Origin of the sequence: Kordiimonas sp. (genome assembly GCF_965216265.1) — a bacterium.
Taxonomy (GTDB): Bacteria; Pseudomonadota; Alphaproteobacteria; order Sphingomonadales; family Kordiimonadaceae; genus Kordiimonas.
This window is the reverse complement of sequence record NZ_OZ244153.1, coordinates 2,023,120-2,040,358: the sequence shown is the minus strand read 5'-3', so window position 1 is coordinate 2,040,358 and position 17,239 is coordinate 2,023,120. Positions and strand designations below refer to the sequence as shown.

General features: G+C 56.9%; 18 protein-coding genes. 9 read left to right on the top strand and 9 right to left on the bottom strand.

Going from position 1 to position 17,239, the window contains the following annotated elements:
• Positions 1–2 precede the first annotated feature (2 nt).
• The 4 genes from ACOOGA_RS09350 to ACOOGA_RS09335 all read left to right on the top strand — a co-directional run bounded on the left by ACOOGA_RS09350 (position 3) and on the right by ACOOGA_RS09335 (position 3,053).
• The gene (locus tag ACOOGA_RS09350) at positions 3–422 is read left to right on the top strand and encodes a GNAT family N-acetyltransferase (RefSeq protein WP_417462652.1); all 420 of its coding nucleotides are present in this window, start codon (positions 3–5) and stop codon (positions 420–422) included.
• Positions 423–512: 90 nt separating this feature from the next.
• On the top strand, positions 513–884 hold the full coding sequence (locus ACOOGA_RS09345) for a hypothetical protein (RefSeq protein ID WP_417462653.1): 372 nt from the start codon (positions 513–515) through the stop codon (positions 882–884).
• A gap of 169 nt (positions 885–1,053) precedes the next feature.
• Positions 1,054–2,526, top strand: a complete 1,473-nt coding sequence (locus tag ACOOGA_RS09340; RefSeq protein ID WP_417462654.1) for a M20/M25/M40 family metallo-hydrolase — start codon at positions 1,054–1,056, stop codon at positions 2,524–2,526.
• A gap of 104 nt (positions 2,527–2,630) precedes the next feature.
• Positions 2,631–3,053, top strand: a complete 423-nt coding sequence (locus ACOOGA_RS09335; protein WP_417462655.1) for a hypothetical protein — start codon at positions 2,631–2,633, stop codon at positions 3,051–3,053.
• Positions 3,054–3,120: 67 nt separating this feature from the next.
• On the opposite strand, the gene ACOOGA_RS09330 is transcribed toward ACOOGA_RS09335, so the two are convergent.
• A complete protein-coding gene (locus ACOOGA_RS09330; protein WP_417462656.1) occupies positions 3,121–3,576 on the bottom strand; it encodes a GNAT family N-acetyltransferase in 456 nt (151 codons plus the stop codon).
• 36 nt (positions 3,577–3,612) lie between these two features.
• On the opposite strand from ACOOGA_RS09330, the gene ACOOGA_RS09325 reads away from it, so the two are divergent.
• Entirely contained in the window at positions 3,613–4,029 is a 417-nt protein-coding gene (locus tag ACOOGA_RS09325) for an HIT domain-containing protein (RefSeq protein ID WP_417462657.1), read from the top strand.
• Between the two features lie 22 nt (positions 4,030–4,051).
• On the opposite strand, the gene purH is transcribed toward ACOOGA_RS09325, so the two are convergent.
• From purH to ACOOGA_RS09305, 4 genes are all read right to left on the bottom strand, one after another.
• Entirely contained in the window at positions 4,052–5,632 is a 1,581-nt protein-coding gene (gene purH, locus ACOOGA_RS09320; RefSeq protein WP_417462658.1) for a bifunctional phosphoribosylaminoimidazolecarboxamide formyltransferase/IMP cyclohydrolase, read from the bottom strand.
• A 61-nt stretch (positions 5,633–5,693) separates the two neighbouring features.
• Positions 5,694–7,457, bottom strand: coding sequence for a heparinase II/III family protein (locus ACOOGA_RS09315; RefSeq protein ID WP_417462659.1), 1,764 nt, complete (start codon positions 7,455–7,457; stop codon positions 5,694–5,696).
• 54 nt (positions 7,458–7,511) lie between these two features.
• Entirely contained in the window at positions 7,512–8,171 is a 660-nt protein-coding gene (gene rpe, locus ACOOGA_RS09310) for a ribulose-phosphate 3-epimerase (protein WP_417462660.1), read from the bottom strand.
• Positions 8,172–8,240: 69 nt separating this feature from the next.
• Positions 8,241–9,602 carry an RsmB/NOP family class I SAM-dependent RNA methyltransferase gene (locus tag ACOOGA_RS09305; RefSeq protein WP_417462661.1) on the bottom strand — a complete coding sequence of 454 codons (1,362 nt, stop codon included), beginning with the start codon at positions 9,600–9,602 and terminating at the stop codon, positions 8,241–8,243.
• Positions 9,603–9,704: 102 nt separating this feature from the next.
• Here ACOOGA_RS09305 and ACOOGA_RS09300 point away from each other — a divergent pair, with 102 nt between their 5' ends.
• The 4 genes from ACOOGA_RS09300 to ACOOGA_RS09285 all read left to right on the top strand — a co-directional run bounded on the left by ACOOGA_RS09300 (position 9,705) and on the right by ACOOGA_RS09285 (position 13,592).
• Entirely contained in the window at positions 9,705–10,424 is a 720-nt protein-coding gene (locus ACOOGA_RS09300) for a hypothetical protein (RefSeq protein WP_417462662.1), read from the top strand.
• Between the two features lie 174 nt (positions 10,425–10,598).
• Positions 10,599–11,945 carry an AmpG family muropeptide MFS transporter gene (locus tag ACOOGA_RS09295; protein ID WP_417462663.1) on the top strand — a complete coding sequence of 449 codons (1,347 nt, stop codon included), beginning with the start codon at positions 10,599–10,601 and terminating at the stop codon, positions 11,943–11,945.
• 71 nt (positions 11,946–12,016) lie between these two features.
• Positions 12,017–12,922 (top strand): GNAT family N-acetyltransferase, encoded by a 906-nt coding sequence (locus ACOOGA_RS09290; RefSeq protein WP_417462664.1) that lies wholly within the window; start codon positions 12,017–12,019, stop codon positions 12,920–12,922.
• Positions 12,923–12,959: 37 nt separating this feature from the next.
• Positions 12,960–13,592 carry an MSMEG_1061 family FMN-dependent PPOX-type flavoprotein gene (locus ACOOGA_RS09285; protein WP_417462665.1) on the top strand — a complete coding sequence of 211 codons (633 nt, stop codon included), beginning with the start codon at positions 12,960–12,962 and terminating at the stop codon, positions 13,590–13,592.
• On the opposite strand, the gene ACOOGA_RS09280 is transcribed toward ACOOGA_RS09285, so the two are convergent.
• Genes ACOOGA_RS09280 through ACOOGA_RS09265 form a run of 4 tightly spaced genes read right to left on the bottom strand, consistent with a single transcriptional unit; the run spans position 13,586 to position 17,187 of the window.
• Complete coding sequence (locus tag ACOOGA_RS09280; protein WP_417462666.1) at positions 13,586–14,467, bottom strand: hypothetical protein; 882 nt, start codon at positions 14,465–14,467, stop codon at positions 13,586–13,588. The two genes, ACOOGA_RS09285 and ACOOGA_RS09280, sit on opposite strands and share 7 nt — an antisense overlap.
• A gap of 32 nt (positions 14,468–14,499) precedes the next feature.
• The gene (locus ACOOGA_RS09275; protein ID WP_417462667.1) at positions 14,500–15,393 is read right to left on the bottom strand and encodes a hypothetical protein; all 894 of its coding nucleotides are present in this window, start codon (positions 15,391–15,393) and stop codon (positions 14,500–14,502) included.
• A gap of 21 nt (positions 15,394–15,414) precedes the next feature.
• Positions 15,415–16,293 (bottom strand): hypothetical protein, encoded by an 879-nt coding sequence (locus tag ACOOGA_RS09270; protein WP_417462668.1) that lies wholly within the window; start codon positions 16,291–16,293, stop codon positions 15,415–15,417.
• Between the two features lie 42 nt (positions 16,294–16,335).
• Positions 16,336–17,187, bottom strand: coding sequence for an alpha/beta hydrolase (locus tag ACOOGA_RS09265; RefSeq protein WP_417462669.1), 852 nt, complete (start codon positions 17,185–17,187; stop codon positions 16,336–16,338).
• Positions 17,188–17,239 lie beyond the last annotated feature (52 nt).

Genomic DNA, 17,239 nt, shown 5'->3' with positions numbered 1-17,239 from the left:
CCATGACGCATTTTGACGTGCTTGAGAAGCCGGTGTCAGTGGATGATTTTATGAGGCTCCGTGAGGTTTCAGGGCTCATCGCGCGAGACGCAGAGGGTGCGCGCCTCGGCCTGCCAAACTCGCTTTATGGTGTGCAAATTCTCGCAGGCGACCGAGCCATTGCCATGGGCCGTATTGTTGGTGACGGGGGCTTGAATTTTGAAATTGTTGATGTAGCTGTAGACCCCGCTTATCAGGGCAAAGGCCTTGGTAAAACAGTGATGCGGTACCTGATGAAATATCTGGAGCGCGTAGCGCCGCCAAAGGCCTATATCACATTGGTTGGTGATGAGCCGGTGTTTTACGAAAAGCTCGGTTTCAAATCCGTTCAGCCGGAAAGTGACGGTATGTATATGCTCGCACCTGTGATTGTGCATTTCTAGACCCTGGTAAGGGTGCCTGACAGCTGGGAATAGCTCACAAACCGGCCCCGAAAACGTCGTTTCTCTGATAGCTCAACAAAGGAGGCGATTATGGGTTCATCAATTTCACTACTGCTGGCGAGTGCCGCAATGCTGGGGTTCACGACAATCGGGACCGCGGTTGAAGCGGTATCAAATGATCAGCATGTTGTGCCGTCGCAGGCGCAAGGCCAAAGCTGCAGCAAAGGTAACACGGGCGTTGCGGGCATCAGTGTGAGCGGTAAAGAAGGCGATGCGTTTACGATTTCACTAACCTGCGGTTCCACTGTTGTGACCTCATGCACTGCTACGGTAAACAGTTCTGGTATCGGGCAATGTCAGTCTCAGGCCACTATGCCAAATAGCGAAGCCATGACCTGCCCGGTCAAACCCGCGGGCGGCAATTCAAAACAAGCCAATGTAACGGCGACAAGTTGCTATTAATCAGCGGCAGGCTTGATGCGCCTATGATGCGACTATACAGGCAACGAAGGCCGGGGCTTCCCGGCCTTTTTGCATCGGTATCCCCGACTGAACCGCATGACAGGTCTGGAATTAGAGTTAGAACGATCTAGATATCTGGTCTGACATCTTATGTTCTCAGGGGGACTATATGCGTATCTTGAAACTTCTCGGCCTCACGCTGTTGGTGCTGATCACCGTGATGGTGACGCGCACCTTTGTGATGCTGCCAGCGGGCGAGGCACGAACGCTTAGAAGTGCGGAAATAGACCCTGTTGAAGCCCGCCGCATCGGTGAGAACCTTGCCGCCGCCATCCGGTTCCCGACCATCAGCCATAGCTTTGAAGAGGCGCCTGATGATGAGGCATTCAAGGGTTTCCACGCCTTCCTTGAAACTACTTATCCAAACGTGCACCGAGTGATGGAGAAGGAAGTCGTCTCAGACTATTCCCTGATGTACCGCTGGCCTGCGGGGGTAGAGAGCAGCAAAAAACCGATCGCCCTTCTGGCTCATATGGATGTGGTGCCAATCCCCGAATATGGGCTGAAGGATTGGAAGTATCCACCGTTTGACGGTGTGATCGATGAGGACGGTGTGCTTTGGGGGCGTGGCGCACTTGATGACAAGGGCATATTGATCTCTTTGATGGAAGCGGCGGAACGGCTGGCGATCGCGGGTTTCACCCCAGACCGGGATATCTATTTCCTTTTTGGGCATGATGAAGAACTGGGCGGCGATCTGGGTGCGATCAAGATGGCCGAACGCCTCGCGGCCAAGGGCGTACAGCTCGCGTGGGCGATGGATGAGGGCTCCGCAATGACAGACGGTATTGTGCCCGGTATCAAAAGCCCGGTGGCGCTCGTGAGCCTTGGTGAAAAAGGCTCAGTCACCCTCCGGTTTTCGGCCGAAGATGAAGGCGGGCACTCAAGCGCACCAAAAGAGTTTACGGCTGCAAGTCTTGCCGCCAAAGCGGGTGTGGCGGTGATGGACAACCCCTATGACCCGGTGCTGGATGAGCATCTGGAGGAGTTTTTATTTGCTGTGGCGCCTGAGCAGCCTTTCATCAACCGTATGATGATCGCGAACCTGTGGCTCACCCGTCCGCTGCTCGAGGTGGAGCTTTCAAAAAGTCCGACCGTGGCGGCTTTCATGCGCACAACAACAGCCTTCACCATGATGAAATCGGGCACCAAAACCAACATTCTGCCGCAGTACGGCGAAGCGGTCGTGAACTACCGCATTCACCCCCGCGATACGGTGGAGAGCGTGACCGAACGTGCGCGTAGCCTTGTGGATGACGAGCGAGTCACCATCACCAACCTGGGTGGTGGGCGTGAGGCCACCAGCATGTCGGATGCTCTGGGCGAAGGTTATAAAACCATTGAAGCCACGATCCGGGATGAATTTAGCGATATCCCCATTGCGCCCACACTCACGGTACAGGGGACAGACGCGCGGCACTATGACGCTGTGGCAGATGGGGTGTACCGTTTCATGCCGTTTGTGTTCAAACCCGAGGATCTCAAGCGTATCCACGGCACCAATGAAGCCGTACCCATCACTGTGATCGCCCGGCAGGTGGATTTTTTTGAGAAACTCATGCGGCGCTCGGCAGGCGAATAGCACTAATGCGTGAGTCTAGCCCTCCGCAGTAGTGGGGGGCTTCAAAGTGCGCTAGTATACCTAGCGAGTATTCGACGAACCGAAGGTCATCTGAGGAGGGGAAGATGAAAAAGCTCCCGGTTATCACCATCATTTTTGCTACCTGTTTTGCTGTCACAGGCTTTGGTGCGGCGCAGGCGCTTGATCACCACGAGAAGGGTGACATGCACGACGTGCACAAGGCGGCGATGGAAAAAGCACAAACCAAGTGCGACGCGGCGATGAAAAAGGCCGAAGGCGGGTCCGATGACGACAGGGCCAAAGCCCAAGCCAAGTGCGACAAGGCCATTGCCAAAGCCCACAAGAAACAAGCCAAAGACATGGGCAAGGAACACAAGAGACACGCCAAGGATATGGCTAAGGCTCATAAAAAACATGCCAAGGACATGGCAAAAGAGCACAAGAAGCACGCCAAAAAGATGAAGGATAAGGCCAAAAAAGAGAAGGATGAGCACGAAGACGAGGAAGAGGAAGACCCCTCAGCCTAAGGTGCACTCTTATTTCACGTGAAACCGCTGCCGAGGCAATTTTGGCAGCGGTTTTTGTTGCTGATTTTCAGGTGTTATCGATTTCCATCAGTATGAGGGTGCGGCCTGGCACTTTTGCTATATCGGTGCCTGTCTCCCTAAAACCAAGCGACGCATAAACATGCCGCGCGCGGGCATTCTCTTCATACACATCGAGCCGGATGGTTTTGAGTGTCTGGTCTTTGGAGAAATGTTTCAGTATGTCTCGCATGAAGGTAGTGCCAAGCCCGGCACCACGCCGCGCCACGATGATCCGGCGCCATTCCAGGCGTTCGGGTGTGTTATAAGTCAGGATCGCGTAGCCCAGCGGTTTTTCTTCAACATCTTCCGCGACGAAATAATGGTAACTGGGGTGCGCCATTTTTTCGCGGTGGGTATCTTCGTCCCAGCAGTGTACATATTGATTTGCCGGGTCGAGCTCTAACGCCCGAATGAAAAAAATATCCTCCTCATTGGCTGGCCTGATCCGGTAATAAGGTGCCATATAAACAATCCCCCAATCGCGTTATGGAAAACCACTATGACAGAATTTGAGCTTCACCCGCAACTACTTGCAGATACGGTGGAAATCTGCTCCCTGCGCCTTTGCCGTGTGCTTATGATGAACGACAGCACATACCCGTGGCTCGTTCTGGTGCCTGAACGCGCTGAGGTCCGCGAGATACATGCGCTCAAGGAGGCTGACCAGCAAACCCTGATGCGGGAAATCAGCCATGTGGCATCTGTGATGGAGACGCTGTTTGAGGCGGATAAGATGAATGTGGCTGCGCTTGGCAATATGGTGGCGCAGCTCCATATCCATATCATCGCGCGCTATGAGGGGGACGTCGCCTGGCCCGGCCCTGTGTGGGGTAAAGTGCCAGCGAAAGCCTATGTGCCCGCCGCACGAGGTGACACCATCGCCAAAATAAAAGAGGCGCTCGAAAGCGCCTCATGAATGTCTCGCACGCCCGCTGATCTTAATGGCGGAAGTGGCGCATGCCAGTGAACACCATGGCAAGGCCCGCTTCATCTGCGGCGGTGATCACTTCCTCGTCGCGCATGCTGCCGCCCGGCTGGATGATCGCTGTTGCCCCCGCTTCCGCAGCAGCCAGCAGGCCGTCCGCAAACGGGAAGAAGGCGTCACTTGCCACCACGCTGCCTTTGGCGAGGCTCTCGCTTTCGCCCGCCATCTCGGCGGCTTCACCGGCACGGATGGCGGCGATACGGCTGCTGTCCCGCCGGTTCATCTGGCCTGCGCCGATGCCCACGGTCATGCCGTCCCGCACATAAACGATGGCGTTTGATTTCACATGTTTGCCAACCTGGAAGGCGAACAGCATGTCCTTGAGCTCATCGTCCGACGGCGCGCGTTTGGTCACCACCTTCAGGTCATCGAGTGTGATGCGGCCGGTATCCCGGTTCTGCACCAGATAACCCCCAGAAACAGACTTCACCATTTTGGCAGCCTGTGCCGGGTCCGCAAGGCCACCAGTGGTGAGCAGGCGCAGGTTTTTCTTCGCCGCAATAATCGCTTTGGCGTCATCGGTGACATTGGGGGCGATAATCACCTCGGTGAAGACCTTGACGATCTCGGTCGCTGTGTCTGCATCCAGCGTGCCATTCAATGCCACAATACCACCAAAGGCGGAAACCGGGTCACATTTCAGGGCCTTCTCATAGGCTTCCTTGAGCGTTGCGCCTTTTGCCACGCCGCATGGGTTGGCGTGTTTGATGATGGCCACCGTTGGCACGCTCGGGTCAAACTCGCTCACCAGCTCAAAGGCGGCGTCGGTGTCATTGAGGTTATTGTAGGAAAGCTCTTTGCCTTGGTGCTGGGTTGCTGTTGCAATACCCGGGCGTGCTTCGGCGTTGCGGTAGAAGGCTGCAACCTGATGCGGGTTTTCGCCATACCGGCATTCCTGCACTTTTGTGCCAGAAACTGTCATGCGGTCCGGGAAGGTCACACCGTTCTGTTCCGCATACCATTGACTGATGGCGGTATCATACGCGGCCGTGCGGGCGTAAGCTTTTGCGGCCATGGCTTTGCGGGTGGCGTGGGTGGTGCCGCCCTGTGTTTTAATCTCGGCAATGATGGCTGGATAGTCAGCGGGATCAGTGACGATGGTAACAAAACCGTGGTTTTTCGCCGCTGAGCGCACCATGGCTGGCCCGCCGATGTCGATATTCTCGATACAGGTATCAAAATCAGCGCCAGAGGCGACGGTCGCTTCAAACGGATAGAGGTTCACGGCCACAAGGTCGATGCCGCCAATCTCGTGCTCTTCCATGGCTTTCACGTGGTCGGCATTGTCGCGAAGCGCGAGGAAACCGCCGTGAATTTTAGGGTGCAGGGTTTTTACCCGGCCGTCCATCATCTCGGGGAAGCCGGTATGGTCTGCCACTTCTTTAACGGGAATACCTGCGTCGCGGATTGTTTTGGCCGATCCGCCGGTGGAAAGAATTTCCACACCGTTTTCCGCCAGTGCTTTTGCAAGCTCAACAAGCCCGGTTTTATCGGAAACCGACAAAAGCGCACGTTTGATAACAACTTTATCCATTGGTTATGGTCGCCTCTAAAAATAGAAAACACCTGACCCCCCGCAACCCAACAGCGGATGATCAGATGTTCATTTCACTCAAAACCCAATTGCAAATGGGTTGGTTTGTCCCCTCGCCTGAGCCCCTTTGGGCCCCTTCTTTTGATAGTGTCACGACAATTTGCTTTGTGGCTTCCGGTCTGTCGGGCTTGCTGAGATACAGGCTGTCCTCAATCTCTGCGATGCCGCCATCGGCGTCGAAAATCCAGGTTTTGCCGGAACGGGTTTCAAGCGTGATCCGCCCGTCTGGGGCCTTGAGCGCCTTGACCTGCGGATGCAGGTGGAAACGCAGCAACACCTGCTGGCCGCTCAGCTTCCTGAGCTTGGGCCCGAACAACCTGTCGCTGCCTTTAAGGCGTGTTCCGTCGCTTGAAAGCTCTACAATACGTTCGTGTTTAACACCAAAACGCTTCAGGTAACCGTCATGGGTGGTGCGCAGCCGTACGCTTTCTTCCATCACTTCCCGGATGGTGAGCGTCTCGGAAACCCCGGCGCCCAAACGGCCATCGTCCATCAACCGTGTTGAGTTGCGGTCCCCGATCACGAGCGCGGAATGGGCGGCTGTTGTGCGCGCCAGTTTGGCAAGCTGCGGCATCGGCCCGCGTTTTGAGGCAGGCCCCACGCTCACAATCAAGCGTTCCTGCCCGTTTGAGAACTCAAGGGCGGAGGTGCTGGCGTGCCCGCGTGCGGCGAAATTGCCGCCGGGTGGTGGCCCGGCGTCCAAAATCAGGCAGGCCTTTCCTGCAACAATGCGCTGAAACCCTGAGTGGGCCGCATTCTCTATGGCTTTGCCCTTGGCTTCGCTGGCGGCCAATATGGCGTTGGTTCCGTGGCCGCCTTCGGCTGTGACCCCGCCAAACTGTGCGAAGCTGCCGTCACCGTGGCGCATGGCGCGCACAAAGGGCCCGATGCGGTCAAGCGTGGTTTGCACCCAGGGCGGCAAATCGTCACCGCGTTCCTGAAATGCACCCCGTACGAGGATCAGAAGCTGCATGGTGCGGATGGCATCTGCCGTGTTTCGGCTCGCAGGACCGCCGTCTGGCAGGATGAAGTTCTTGAGCGTGCGCTCAAGCTCGAGGGCACCACGGTTCAGCCACGCAGCGCCGCCTGGTAGTAGCAGGCCACACAGCGTAAGGGCCGCAGTGCTGTAAACCCGCGGCAGGCCGTGCTCAGTATCGCGCCACACCCGCATCAGGTGACGTGTTTGGCGCGCAAAGCTGGTGAGTACCTTGGAACGATAGACGAGATCATCGGCCGAGAGGATTAGCGGTGCGTGGGTCAGCCAGTTGATCAGCCGCCGCGCGAGAGTTTCCGCCTCCCATGCTTCTTTGAACCAGTCTTCCCCGAAAGGCAGCCACCACCCGAGGATGGTTTCTGCCGCGTCGCGTGCTTTTATCTGGTCACCAACCTGGGCCAGGTCTTGCAGCCAGTGAAAGCTATGGGCGTATCTGCGGAAGGCAGGCGAGGCGCTATCAAGTCTGATCCAGAATTCTTCCTTGAGAGCGTGTTGCTCGCCCTCAAACAGCATGTCACCGCCAAAAATGGCTGAGCCGAGCGTTGCGTTCCCCGGCGCCGGGTCGTCCGGGCTGCCCAGCAATTGGCCCGGGTGGCGGCCATGCAACCGGTAGCTATAAAGCGATGTGGTATATCCCCACTCGCGCACGGAGCGACCAAAGCGCGATAGAAGTTCAAGGACAAGGGGGGTGCCGCTATCACGCCGAAGGGTCGAGCGTGACATGGGGGACCGGGCCGCATATTCGGCTATTTGATCAAAGGCCGCGTTCATCGCCGCCTGCTCCCTATCCTTAAAAGTTCAATACTCTGAAAATACTAACGCGGTTTATACCCTGAGCGCCGCGATGTTGGACGCGTAAGCATCCGCCCCGCCTTTGAAGGTGGCGCTACCGGCCACGATGACATCTGCGCCTGCACTTACCACCTGTTTGATGGTGTTCGCGTTCACGCCGCCATCTACCTCAAGGTCGATATCAAGGCCAAGGGCGTCGATGCGCTTGCGGATCGCTTCAATCTTCCTCAACTGGCTCTCAATAAAGCTCTGGCCACCGAAGCCCGGGTTAACCGACATGACCAGAATAAGGTCCAGCTCTTCATAAAGATAGTCGATTGTGCTTTCAGGTGTAGATGGGTTGAGCGATACGCCCGCTTTCACGCCCAGGGCCCGAATGGCCTGCAGGGTGCGGTGCGTGTGGGGGCCTGCTTCCACATGGGCGGTGATGATATCCGCGCCGGCGTTTGCGAAAGCCTCAATGTAGGGGTCCACCGGTTCAATCATCAGATGAACGTCAAAAACCTTGCTGGAATGGGGCCTCAGGGCTTTCACAACATCGGGGCCGATCGTGATGTTGGGGACAAAGTGGCCGTCCATCACATCGATGTGGATATAGTCGGCGCCAGCGGCGTCAACGGCTCTTACTTCTTCACCCAGTCGGGCAAAATCCGCCGAGAGGATGGAAGGGGCTATTCTGAGTGGCTTTTGCATGGGGCCTCCATATCAGTTTGGCCCTGCTCTCGCAAGCGTGCGAGCGCTCCTTCAGTAAGGTTTTCAGGCCTAGTTGTGCTTTTCAATTCGTGCGGCAAAAAAACCGTCCATTCCGCCTTGGTCAGCCAGCGCCGACGGCAGGCAGCGCATGTCGCCATCAGCCGTGATCAGCTCTGCCATGCCACCAATGTCCGCCGCAGTTATGACGCGTCTTGCGGCGTTTTCATGGCGGGCGAGGAAGGCGCTGATCTGTTCTTCACCCTCCACGCGTTCAAGCGAGCATACGCAGTAAACGAGCGTACCACCGACAGGCAGCAGCTTGAAGGCATGATCCAGCATGCGTTTTTGCAGACTAGTGAGCTTCTCAACATCCGCTTCAGACTTGGTCCAGGTCACATCCGGGTTGCGGCGCAGCGTACCGGTAGCGGAGCATGGCGCATCAAGAAGGATATGATCCACAGACCCGCGCGGCCCAAAAGCGGTAGCATCAGCGGTGTAGACATCAGCAGCCAGCCCCGTGCGTTTCATGTTGGCATGCAGGCGGGTGAGGCGGTTTTTGTTGCGGTCCACGGCGGTCACGCGGGCGCCAAGGGCCGCGAGCTGCATGGTCTTGCCGCCCGGTGCTGCGCACATGTCCATCACATGTTTGCCGCTCACGTCGCCAAGCAGGGCAACGGGTAGGCTGGCCGCCATATCCTGCACCCACCAGACACCATCGTCATAACCCGGCAGTTTGGTGACATCGGTAAGTGCGCGGCGCAGCGTGCCGTTTGGCATTAGCGTGGCTTCAAGTTTTTCTGCCCAGACGACTTTATCTTCACCGGGCTTGAGGCTGATATCAAGCGGCGGTGTATCCTGCAGGCTGCGGGCGATGGCGACCATGCCGTCCTGCCCATAGGCCCTGCGCCAACTGGTTTGCAGCCATAACGGCAGGTCGGCCTGCGGTTTTGCGTTGAGGACGCCGGTAAGGGCGTCCCGCTCCCGCACCGCGCGGCGCAACACCGCGTTCACAAGGCCCGCGAAGCCCTTTTCCTTGCCGGAGAGGTTTTTGACCAGTGTTACGGTTTCATTCACCGCCGCGTGGTCTGCTGTGCGCATAAGGAGGATCTGCGCGAGACCGGTGATCAGCGCCGCGTCGGTCCAGGTGGCGTTGCGCGGCAGGCCGCGGTCAACAAGCCTGCCCATCAGTGCGCGCAGGCTGCCAAGGCGCCGGAGCGACAGCATTACAAGCTGCATGACAAACGCGCGGTCGCGGCTATCAAGGCTTGAAGTGATATCGTCAAGCGCCACATCTAAAGGCCTGCTCTTGAGGGTGACAGCCATCAGCGTGCGTACGGCCGCCTCGCGGGCGCTACCGATCCGGTCGCCAGTATCGCCCGTGGTATCGCCTTTTGGATTATTTGTCGCTTTTTGGGTTTCGCTTGTGCTCATGGCGCTTCATACTCCCAATCACAGGCGAAAGAAAAGCCAAAACACGGGTAAACACGGCATTTGGTGACAATAAAGTGCCAGAAAGCCGAGCGGGGAGGATATATGCAGCAAAACGTGATGGTTGCGTCGCGCTTCAAAGGGCCGCCAACAAGTGGAAACGGCGGCTATGTCTGCGGCCTGATGGCCAGCGTGCTAGAAGGCCCGGTTGAGGCCAGCCTGAAGGCACCACCTCCTCTTGATACCCCACTGACGCTTGAGAAAACGCCGGACGGCGCAGTCCTCAAGGGGGCTGAGCAGGTGCTGGGCGTTGCCAAACCCGCGACACTCAGCCTTGATGTACCAGCGCTCCCCAAACCCTTGAAACTTGGTGGGAACCCGGTGGATGCGCCGGGTAGGCCGAAAAAATTTGAGCCCTTTGGCACCTGTTTTGTCTGCGGGCAAGACCGGGAACACCCGGACGCCCTGTGCCTGCACTCAAAGCTGGTGGAAGGAGTTGAGGGCATGGTCGCCGCCGTGTGGAAACTCGATCAAGCCTTTGAAAATAAAAACGGATTTGTGGATGAAGCTTTCATCTGGGCGGCGCTTGATTGCCCGGGATATTTCGCCTGTGCTGCTGGCGAACCCGCGCTTCTTGGCCGCTTGACGGCAGAGATTGTCGCCCCGCTTCGGGCTGAGGGTGAAGCCACAGTTATTGGTTGGAATCTTGGTGGCTCTGGCCGGAAAAGGCGTTGCGGTACAGCGGTTTATGATGCATCTGGTGCGCTGGTAGCCAAAGCGGAAGGGCTTTGGATCACTGTGGATGCCAGCGTGATCACCGGTTAATGCCTGCGGGATAGCTTCGGCCATAATTGTGCCGCACGACTATAGAAGTGTGGCGAAATGTGTGGCGGAATCCGGGGTATAAATGTGGCATGTGTGGCGTAAGTGTGCGCGTTTTTGCGGCGTAGGTGTGGCGTAGTGTGCCACACTTGTTTTAGCACTAAAGGGAGGGCCCGCGTGGCAACCTACAGGGACTTTATCGACGGGTTGAAACCATATGGTGACAAGCGCATCGTCGCCACCTTCGGGCTTGGCATGGCAAGCGGCTTCCCGCTCACTTTTGTCATCTCGCTTCTCGGCATATGGCTCAGCCGCGAAGGTGTCAGCAAATCAGATGTTGGCCTGTTTGCCCTGATCACCACATTTTACACTTGGAAGTTTCTCTGGTCCCCGGCGATCGACCGATTGCCGCTTGGCCCCATCACCAAAGTTTTTGGCCAGCGCCGGGGGTGGCTGTTTGCCATTCAGGCGATGATGGCCGGTTCGCTCATTGCCATGGCGACGTTAGAGCCCGCGACAGAGCTTTATAGCGTTGCGGTGCTCGCGGCGTTCATCGCTTTCCTCTCCGCCAGCCAGGATATCGTGATCGACGCCTACCGGATCGAGATCATCGAGGATGAAGACCAAGGGTATAGCGCCGCGTCTTATGTGTTTGGCTACCGCACCGCAAACTTTATTGCGGGCGCGGGCGTGGTGGCGTTTGCGTATTTTTACGGCTGGTCTGCCGCCATCCTTTTGCTGCCGCTTCTTCTGGTGCCCGGTGTGCTTGCCGCCCTTTGGGTGGGGGAGCCCGAACGCAAACAGGACGGTGATTTCATCAAGGCTGAGCGTGAAGCCCACAAGAGCCTGCCGGTGGTACTGGAACGCCTGCGCGAAGCGGTGTACCTGCCGTTCAAGGAATTTACCCGGCGCGAGCATTGGCTGCTCATTCTGCTGTTCATCTTTTTCTTCAAGGCGGGCGATGCTGTCACCGCGATCATGACAGGGCCATTGATCGTTGAGCTTGGCTATTCAGACCTTGATATAGCCACAGCGAACAAAACGGTGGGTTTCATCACGCTGATGGTGGGGGTTGCCCTTGGCGCCGTGCTTTATAAGCGTATCGGTATCTATCAGGCGCTTCTCCTGACCGGTATCCTCATGATGCTTACCAACCTCGGCTTCGCATGGCTTGCAACCAGCGCCACGGAAGGTTGGCGTTTGGGTCTCACCGTGGGGCTTGAGAATTTTGCTACCGGCCTTGGCACCACCGTGGTCATTGCCTATTTCGCCGGGCTTTGTAACGTGAATTTCACCGCCACCCAATATGCGCTTTTGTCGTCGCTCGGTAATCAGGCGCGCACGGTTCTGGGTGCGCCCAGCGGCTATGTTGCGGAAGCCGTTGGCTGGTTTGAATTTTTCCTATATGCCACAGCGCTTGCGCTGCCCGGCCTCGTTCTCCTGATGGTTTTGTGGAAAAAGTCGGTGGGAGGGGGTACTCTTGCAACTGGCCTTGCAACCGGCAAAGGGAAGGCCGACATATGACATCTGATGTCACGGTATGTTCAAGCGTCTGTAACAATACCGCCACTATGGGTCGTTATTAGGATTGCCTTATGAAAAAATATGCTCTCATTCGCCCCCGCGTTGCCGCCGCACAAACCCTGGCTGGCGCGCCGTCTTATGTGCGACAAGGCAGCCTAGAGGTTCGTCTCGCGCGGTCTTTCAAGGAAATCAAATGGGCGCAAAAGCTGCGCTACAAGATATTCTACGAGGAAATGCATGCCAAGCCGGATTGGCGCATGCGTATGACCAAACGCGATATCGACCCCTATGACGCGGTGTGTGACCACCTTCTGGTGATCGACCATGACCGCAAAAAGGGCAAGCGCGTTGTGGGCACCTACCGGCTCTTGCGGCAAGAAGTGGCAGACGCCCATAACGGTTTTTATTCCGGTGGTGAGTTTGACCTCACGCCGATGAACTCAAAAGGCTTCCGTGCGCAAATGGGCGAAGGCCGCCAGCTGCTTGAGCTTGGCCGGTCGTGCGTGCACAAGGATTACCGCGCCAATTCCACCATCAACATGCTGTGGAAAGGCATTTCAGAATACCTCAAGGAACACAACATCGCTTATATGTTTGGCTGCGCCAGCTTTGAGGGCACAGACCCTGCTGAGTTCAAGGAAGCGCTGGCCTACCTCTATCACAACCATCTGGTGGCGGATGATTTCCACGTGCGTGCGCTTGATGGCCAGTATGTGGAGATGAACACCATGGCGGCGGATGAGATTGACACCCGCCGGGCCCGCCGGGCCCTGCCGCCGCTGATCAAGGGCTACTTGCGCATCGGCTGTTTTATCGGCGATGGTGCGGTGGTGGACAAACAGTTTGGCACCACGGATGTGTTTATCCTGTTACCGGTTGAACGCATCGCCAGCCGCTATTCAAAGCACTTTGATATGGGCACAGGCACACAAGCTAATGACAGCGCGGATGCAGGCCGGGAAGCTTCCGCCGTTTAGGTGCCCAGTCCCGGACTGAACACCTGGGAGGGAAGTGATGGCTAATACACCGCAAGAGAATGTTCAGCGCATCGAAACGCTTGAGGCGCTTGAGGCACATTATGGTGTGCCAAGCATGAAGGGCCTGAATAAGGAACTGCCCGCGCTTGATAAGCACTGCAAACGCTTCATTGAGCTTTCGCCCTTTTTCCTCATGGCGACCGCAAGCGGCGCGAAGGTAGATGTGACCCCGCGCGGCGATGCGCCGGGCAGCGTGCAGGTGGAGGGTGATACTACGCTCCTGCTGCCTGACTGGCCGGGTAACCGGCGGCTCGATTCGCTCAAAAACATCCTCATTAACCCGAGCGTGAGCCTCATTTTCCTTATCCCCAATGTGGGGGAGACCCTGCGTATTCTGGGCACCGCTGAAATCATTACAGACGAAGGCTTGCGCGCCCGGTTTGAGACCGGCCTCAAGAAGCCGCTTTCGGTGATCAGGGTGAGCGTGGAAACCGCTTTCCTGCACTGCTCAAAAGCGTTCCTGCGCTCCCGCCTGTGGGAGCCAGACTGCTGGCCAGACCGTTCAGCGCTCCCAAGCGCGGGTGAGATGTTCCGCGACCATATGGACCTTGATATGCCCATCCGCGACCTTGATGCCGCGGTCGAGAACTTCAAAAACGAGCTTTATTGAGGCTTGGGCCTCAGGTACTTGATAACCTGAGCGTCTACCCAGAATATATCGATATTGTCAGCACTGTCCGGGTGGCTCACATTTCTGTTGAAGAAAAGATAGTTGCCATCTGGCGATACATAGGCCCCGGACTCCATCGCAGCCGTGTTGACCTCGTCGCCCATATTGATGGCGTCACCCCATGACCCATCCTCCTGCCGGAAGCTGATATAGAGATCACTATCGCCTTGCCCGCTTTCCCTTTCACCGTCCCAGATGATGTAGCTTTCATCCGGCGCGATGAAGGGGTGGGCATTCCATGTGCCAGTATTGATCGTATCGGGCAGCGGTTTTGGGGCTTCGCGTTCACCGCCCATCAGGCGGGAGGCCCGCAGCACGCCCTTGCCGTCCCGCGTGGCTTCATCCAAAACATAGGTGCCATTTGCGCTGGCTGTGAGGCGCATGATGCGGATGTCTTCAAAGAAGGGGCCAAGGCTTTTGACCTCAGACCAACCGCTCTCCGTGCGTTCCCTATACTGCTTGTCGAGCAGCATGGTTTTGCCGTCTGGCGTTAAGATCGGGCGCCCAACCCGTGCCGTCACACCAGCCTCATGCCACCGGCCGTTTTCCTGCTTCATGGTAACGAGCCACCACTTGCCGTCGTCCGGTGTTTTTTTGGTGAAATAATATTCTTTCATGTCGGGCGCGAAAAAACCGCTCAGCTCGCGGTGCTCTTTCGAGACAATGCCGGGTGCAAACACCTCTGGCGTTAGGCCCGGCGGAGTTTGCCCAAGGTAAGGCCCTACCGGTATGGATGGGTCATTTCCCGCAAGGCTGGCTCCGCTCATTGTCAGTGCAGAAAACAACAGGGCTGTGGAGGTAAACGCACGTAGCATAATCTCGTCCTTAGGTAAGGCTCATAGCGGTGTTATTTTTTGGGCCTGAGGTCTTTGACGATTTGCGCATCAATCCAATAGAGGTCTGATTGACGGTTCGCATCGTCGTCGGCTTTTGGCACCATCCGGTTGAAGAAGAGATATTTGCCGTCAGGTGTGACCTGTGGGCCGCCTTCTTCCGCCGCTGTGTTGACCTTGTCGCCCATGTTGATCGCCTCGCCCCATGAGCCGTCTGGCTGCCGGAAGCTGATATAAAGGTCGTTGGCGCCATAGCCGCTCTCTCGCTCGCCGTCCCACATGAGGTAGCTCTCATCTGGTGCTATGAAGGGGTGGGCGTTCCATGTGCCGGTGTTGATCATTTTTGGCAGCGGTTTCGGGTCTTCCCGTTTGCCACCCACCAGCCGTGAGGTGCGAAGGATGCCGTCACCCTCCCGGCTGCCGCGCTCGTCCAGCACCAATGTGCCATCTCTGGAAGCTGTCAGGCCCATGATCTGGATGGCTTCAAAAGCGGGGCCGAGGCTTTTCAGCTCTGACCAGCCGTCAGCCGTGCGTTCCTTGTATTGGGCGCGGTAATAGAGGGTCTTCCCGTCTGGCGCGTGGAAGGGTTTGCGCGTTCCCGCTGGCACCACTTCCCTCTGCCAGCCATCAGTCGTTCTTTTAAACGTGACATTTTGCGGTTCTGGCACGTCTCGAGAGTGCCGCCACCGATTGATATAAAACGTGTTCATATCCAGGGAGAAGCCAATCGCATCCCCCCATTCCTGAGTGTTCACAAGGCCGGGCGCAAAAGGTTCCGCCGCCATACCCGGCGGTGTTTGCCCGAGATAAGGGCCGCTCAGGCCCGGCAGTTCATCCCCGGCATGGCTGGCGCCGCCGATTGTCATCGCGGAAAACAGCAGGGCTGGTTTTAAATAAGCGCGCGTCATGGTATCCCCCTCTATCGGTGTTTATTGTTTTGGCCTGAGGTCTTCGATAAAGCTGGCATCCACCCAGAAGATATCGACATTTTCATAGGTGCCGGGCTTCATGTTCCTGTTGAAGAACAGGTATTTGCCGTCTGGTGTCACGCCTGCGGCCGCTTCCCATGCGCTTGTGTTTATCGTGTCGCCCAGGTTGATGGCTTTGCCCCACGTGCCGTCAGCTTGCCGGTAGCTGATGTAAATATCCGAATCGCCGTAGCCGTCTTCCCTTTTTGCGTCCCAGATCAGGTAGCTCTCGTCCGGCGCGATGAAAGGGTGGGCCATATAGGTGCCGGTGTTGATGTTTGCGCCCAGGGCCTGCGGTGCTTGCCGCTCGCCGTCCACCAGTTTGGAAAAGCGCAGGGGGAAAGCGTCATTGTTTTCATCATAGGTATCGAAATAAAGAGTGCCGTGCCGGGAAGATGACATCCGCATGATCAGAAATTCATTGAAGGGCGCTTCCAGCATTTTCACGTCTGACCAGCCACCCTCCGTGCGCTCCTTATAGCGCCGCCCCAGGTGCATGGTCTTGCCGTCCGGGGAGAAGACCGGCTGCCCCTGCCGGGGTGAGGCGACTTTCTTGTACCAGCCATCCTTCTTCTGTTCGAGAAGGATAAACTCGTGATCACCGGTATCCGGGTTGGCGCGGATGAAATAGGCCTCGTCCATATCGGGTGCGAAGCTAAGGCCATATTCCCACCCGTCTGTCACCACAATGCCAGGCGCGAAGGGCTCAGGGGTGTCGCCGGGCGGTGTTTGCCCAAGGTAAGGACCTGTTGCCACCGGTGTTTCATCTCCGGCATGGCTGGTGCCGGTGATGGCACCAGAGGCGAGCAATAAGGCAACTGACGCGCAAAAATGTTTCATGATCCTGTCTTTCCCTCTTCGGTCTTTCCCCATGAAGGGAAATCATTCAGCAGTGTGTGCCGCGAGCCATTTGATGCTGCGCAGGAAGGTTTCCGGTACTGCCGTCATGTGATTTGAATTCCCGATAACCTCCAAGCCGGTTACCGACAGGCCACTGTTGCCGCGGCGGCCAAAAACCGTGACAAGCTCCTCGGCCAGTTCCATCCTGCCGGGCCTGTCATGTTCGGCCATGGATACAAAGACATTGATGTTTGGCCCATTTTGACCGGTTGCTGCCTGTTCAGATGCCGACTCGGCTTCCAGCTCGTCCAGATATTTCATGCTGAGCTTGTCGAGAGCGGGGCTGCCAAGGACGTAGTATTTGAATGTTTCAGGTTTCGCGAGCACAGCATATGCGCCAAACTCCGCCGCAGAAGAATAGCCCCAATAGGCCCGCTTTTCAGGGTTGGCGCGAAAATTTCCCTCCACATAAGGGATGACATCACGCCCGAGGAACGACAGATAGTTCCCCGCTTCACCCGTTGGGCGTTCCACATGGTCATATTTGATCAGCGAGAAGTCGCGCCCCCGGCTGCCCGGCACGATATTGCCGTTTTTGTCCTTCTGCCCCGTAATGCCAACAAGGATGGCCTCGGGCATCAGAAAAGCGGTCGTGCCGGAAAGAAGCGCCATCTGCATGTCCGCATCGGTCATATAAATGACCGGATAGTTTTTGCTGGCATCTTCCGCGTATTGTTCCGGAAGCTTGATATATAGCTCATACTGCCTGCCGGTGTTGCTGTCCTCAATAGGCACAACCTCGGTTCTCGGCATTTCATACGGTCGTGCCTCGCCTGCCGTGGCAGAAACGAATGGCAACAGCAGCGCAATCGCGAGTGCGGCAATTTTTTTCATGATATTCCCCATCATTGTCACAAGCGTATCTGCTTGTCGGTCGAAAACAGGC

Excerpts from the sequence above, each read along its gene's own strand:
- ACOOGA_RS09350 (WP_417462652.1), top strand. The coding sequence starts at position 3 with ATGACGCATTTTGACGTGCTTGAGAAGCCGGTGTCAGTGGATGATTTT.
- ACOOGA_RS09345 (WP_417462653.1), top strand. The coding sequence starts at position 513 with ATGGGTTCATCAATTTCACTACTGCTGGCGAGTGCCGCAATGCTGGGG.
- ACOOGA_RS09340 (WP_417462654.1), top strand. The coding sequence starts at position 1,054 with ATGCGTATCTTGAAACTTCTCGGCCTCACGCTGTTGGTGCTGATCACC.
- ACOOGA_RS09335 (WP_417462655.1), top strand. The coding sequence starts at position 2,631 with ATGAAAAAGCTCCCGGTTATCACCATCATTTTTGCTACCTGTTTTGCT.
- ACOOGA_RS09330 (WP_417462656.1), bottom strand. The coding sequence starts at position 3,576 with ATGGCACCTTATTACCGGATCAGGCCAGCCAATGAGGAGGATATTTTT.
- ACOOGA_RS09325 (WP_417462657.1), top strand. The coding sequence starts at position 3,613 with ATGACAGAATTTGAGCTTCACCCGCAACTACTTGCAGATACGGTGGAA.
- purH (WP_417462658.1), bottom strand. The coding sequence starts at position 5,632 with ATGGATAAAGTTGTTATCAAACGTGCGCTTTTGTCGGTTTCCGATAAA.
- ACOOGA_RS09315 (WP_417462659.1), bottom strand. The coding sequence starts at position 7,457 with ATGAACGCGGCCTTTGATCAAATAGCCGAATATGCGGCCCGGTCCCCC.
- rpe (WP_417462660.1), bottom strand. The coding sequence starts at position 8,171 with ATGCAAAAGCCACTCAGAATAGCCCCTTCCATCCTCTCGGCGGATTTT.
- ACOOGA_RS09305 (WP_417462661.1), bottom strand. The coding sequence starts at position 9,602 with ATGAGCACAAGCGAAACCCAAAAAGCGACAAATAATCCAAAAGGCGAT.
- ACOOGA_RS09300 (WP_417462662.1), top strand. The coding sequence starts at position 9,705 with ATGCAGCAAAACGTGATGGTTGCGTCGCGCTTCAAAGGGCCGCCAACA.
- ACOOGA_RS09290 (WP_417462664.1), top strand. The coding sequence starts at position 12,017 with ATGAAAAAATATGCTCTCATTCGCCCCCGCGTTGCCGCCGCACAAACC.
- ACOOGA_RS09285 (WP_417462665.1), top strand. The coding sequence starts at position 12,960 with ATGGCTAATACACCGCAAGAGAATGTTCAGCGCATCGAAACGCTTGAG.
- ACOOGA_RS09280 (WP_417462666.1), bottom strand. The coding sequence starts at position 14,467 with ATGCTACGTGCGTTTACCTCCACAGCCCTGTTGTTTTCTGCACTGACA.
- ACOOGA_RS09275 (WP_417462667.1), bottom strand. The coding sequence starts at position 15,393 with ATGACGCGCGCTTATTTAAAACCAGCCCTGCTGTTTTCCGCGATGACA.
- ACOOGA_RS09270 (WP_417462668.1), bottom strand. The coding sequence starts at position 16,293 with ATGAAACATTTTTGCGCGTCAGTTGCCTTATTGCTCGCCTCTGGTGCC.
- ACOOGA_RS09265 (WP_417462669.1), bottom strand. The coding sequence starts at position 17,187 with ATGAAAAAAATTGCCGCACTCGCGATTGCGCTGCTGTTGCCATTCGTT.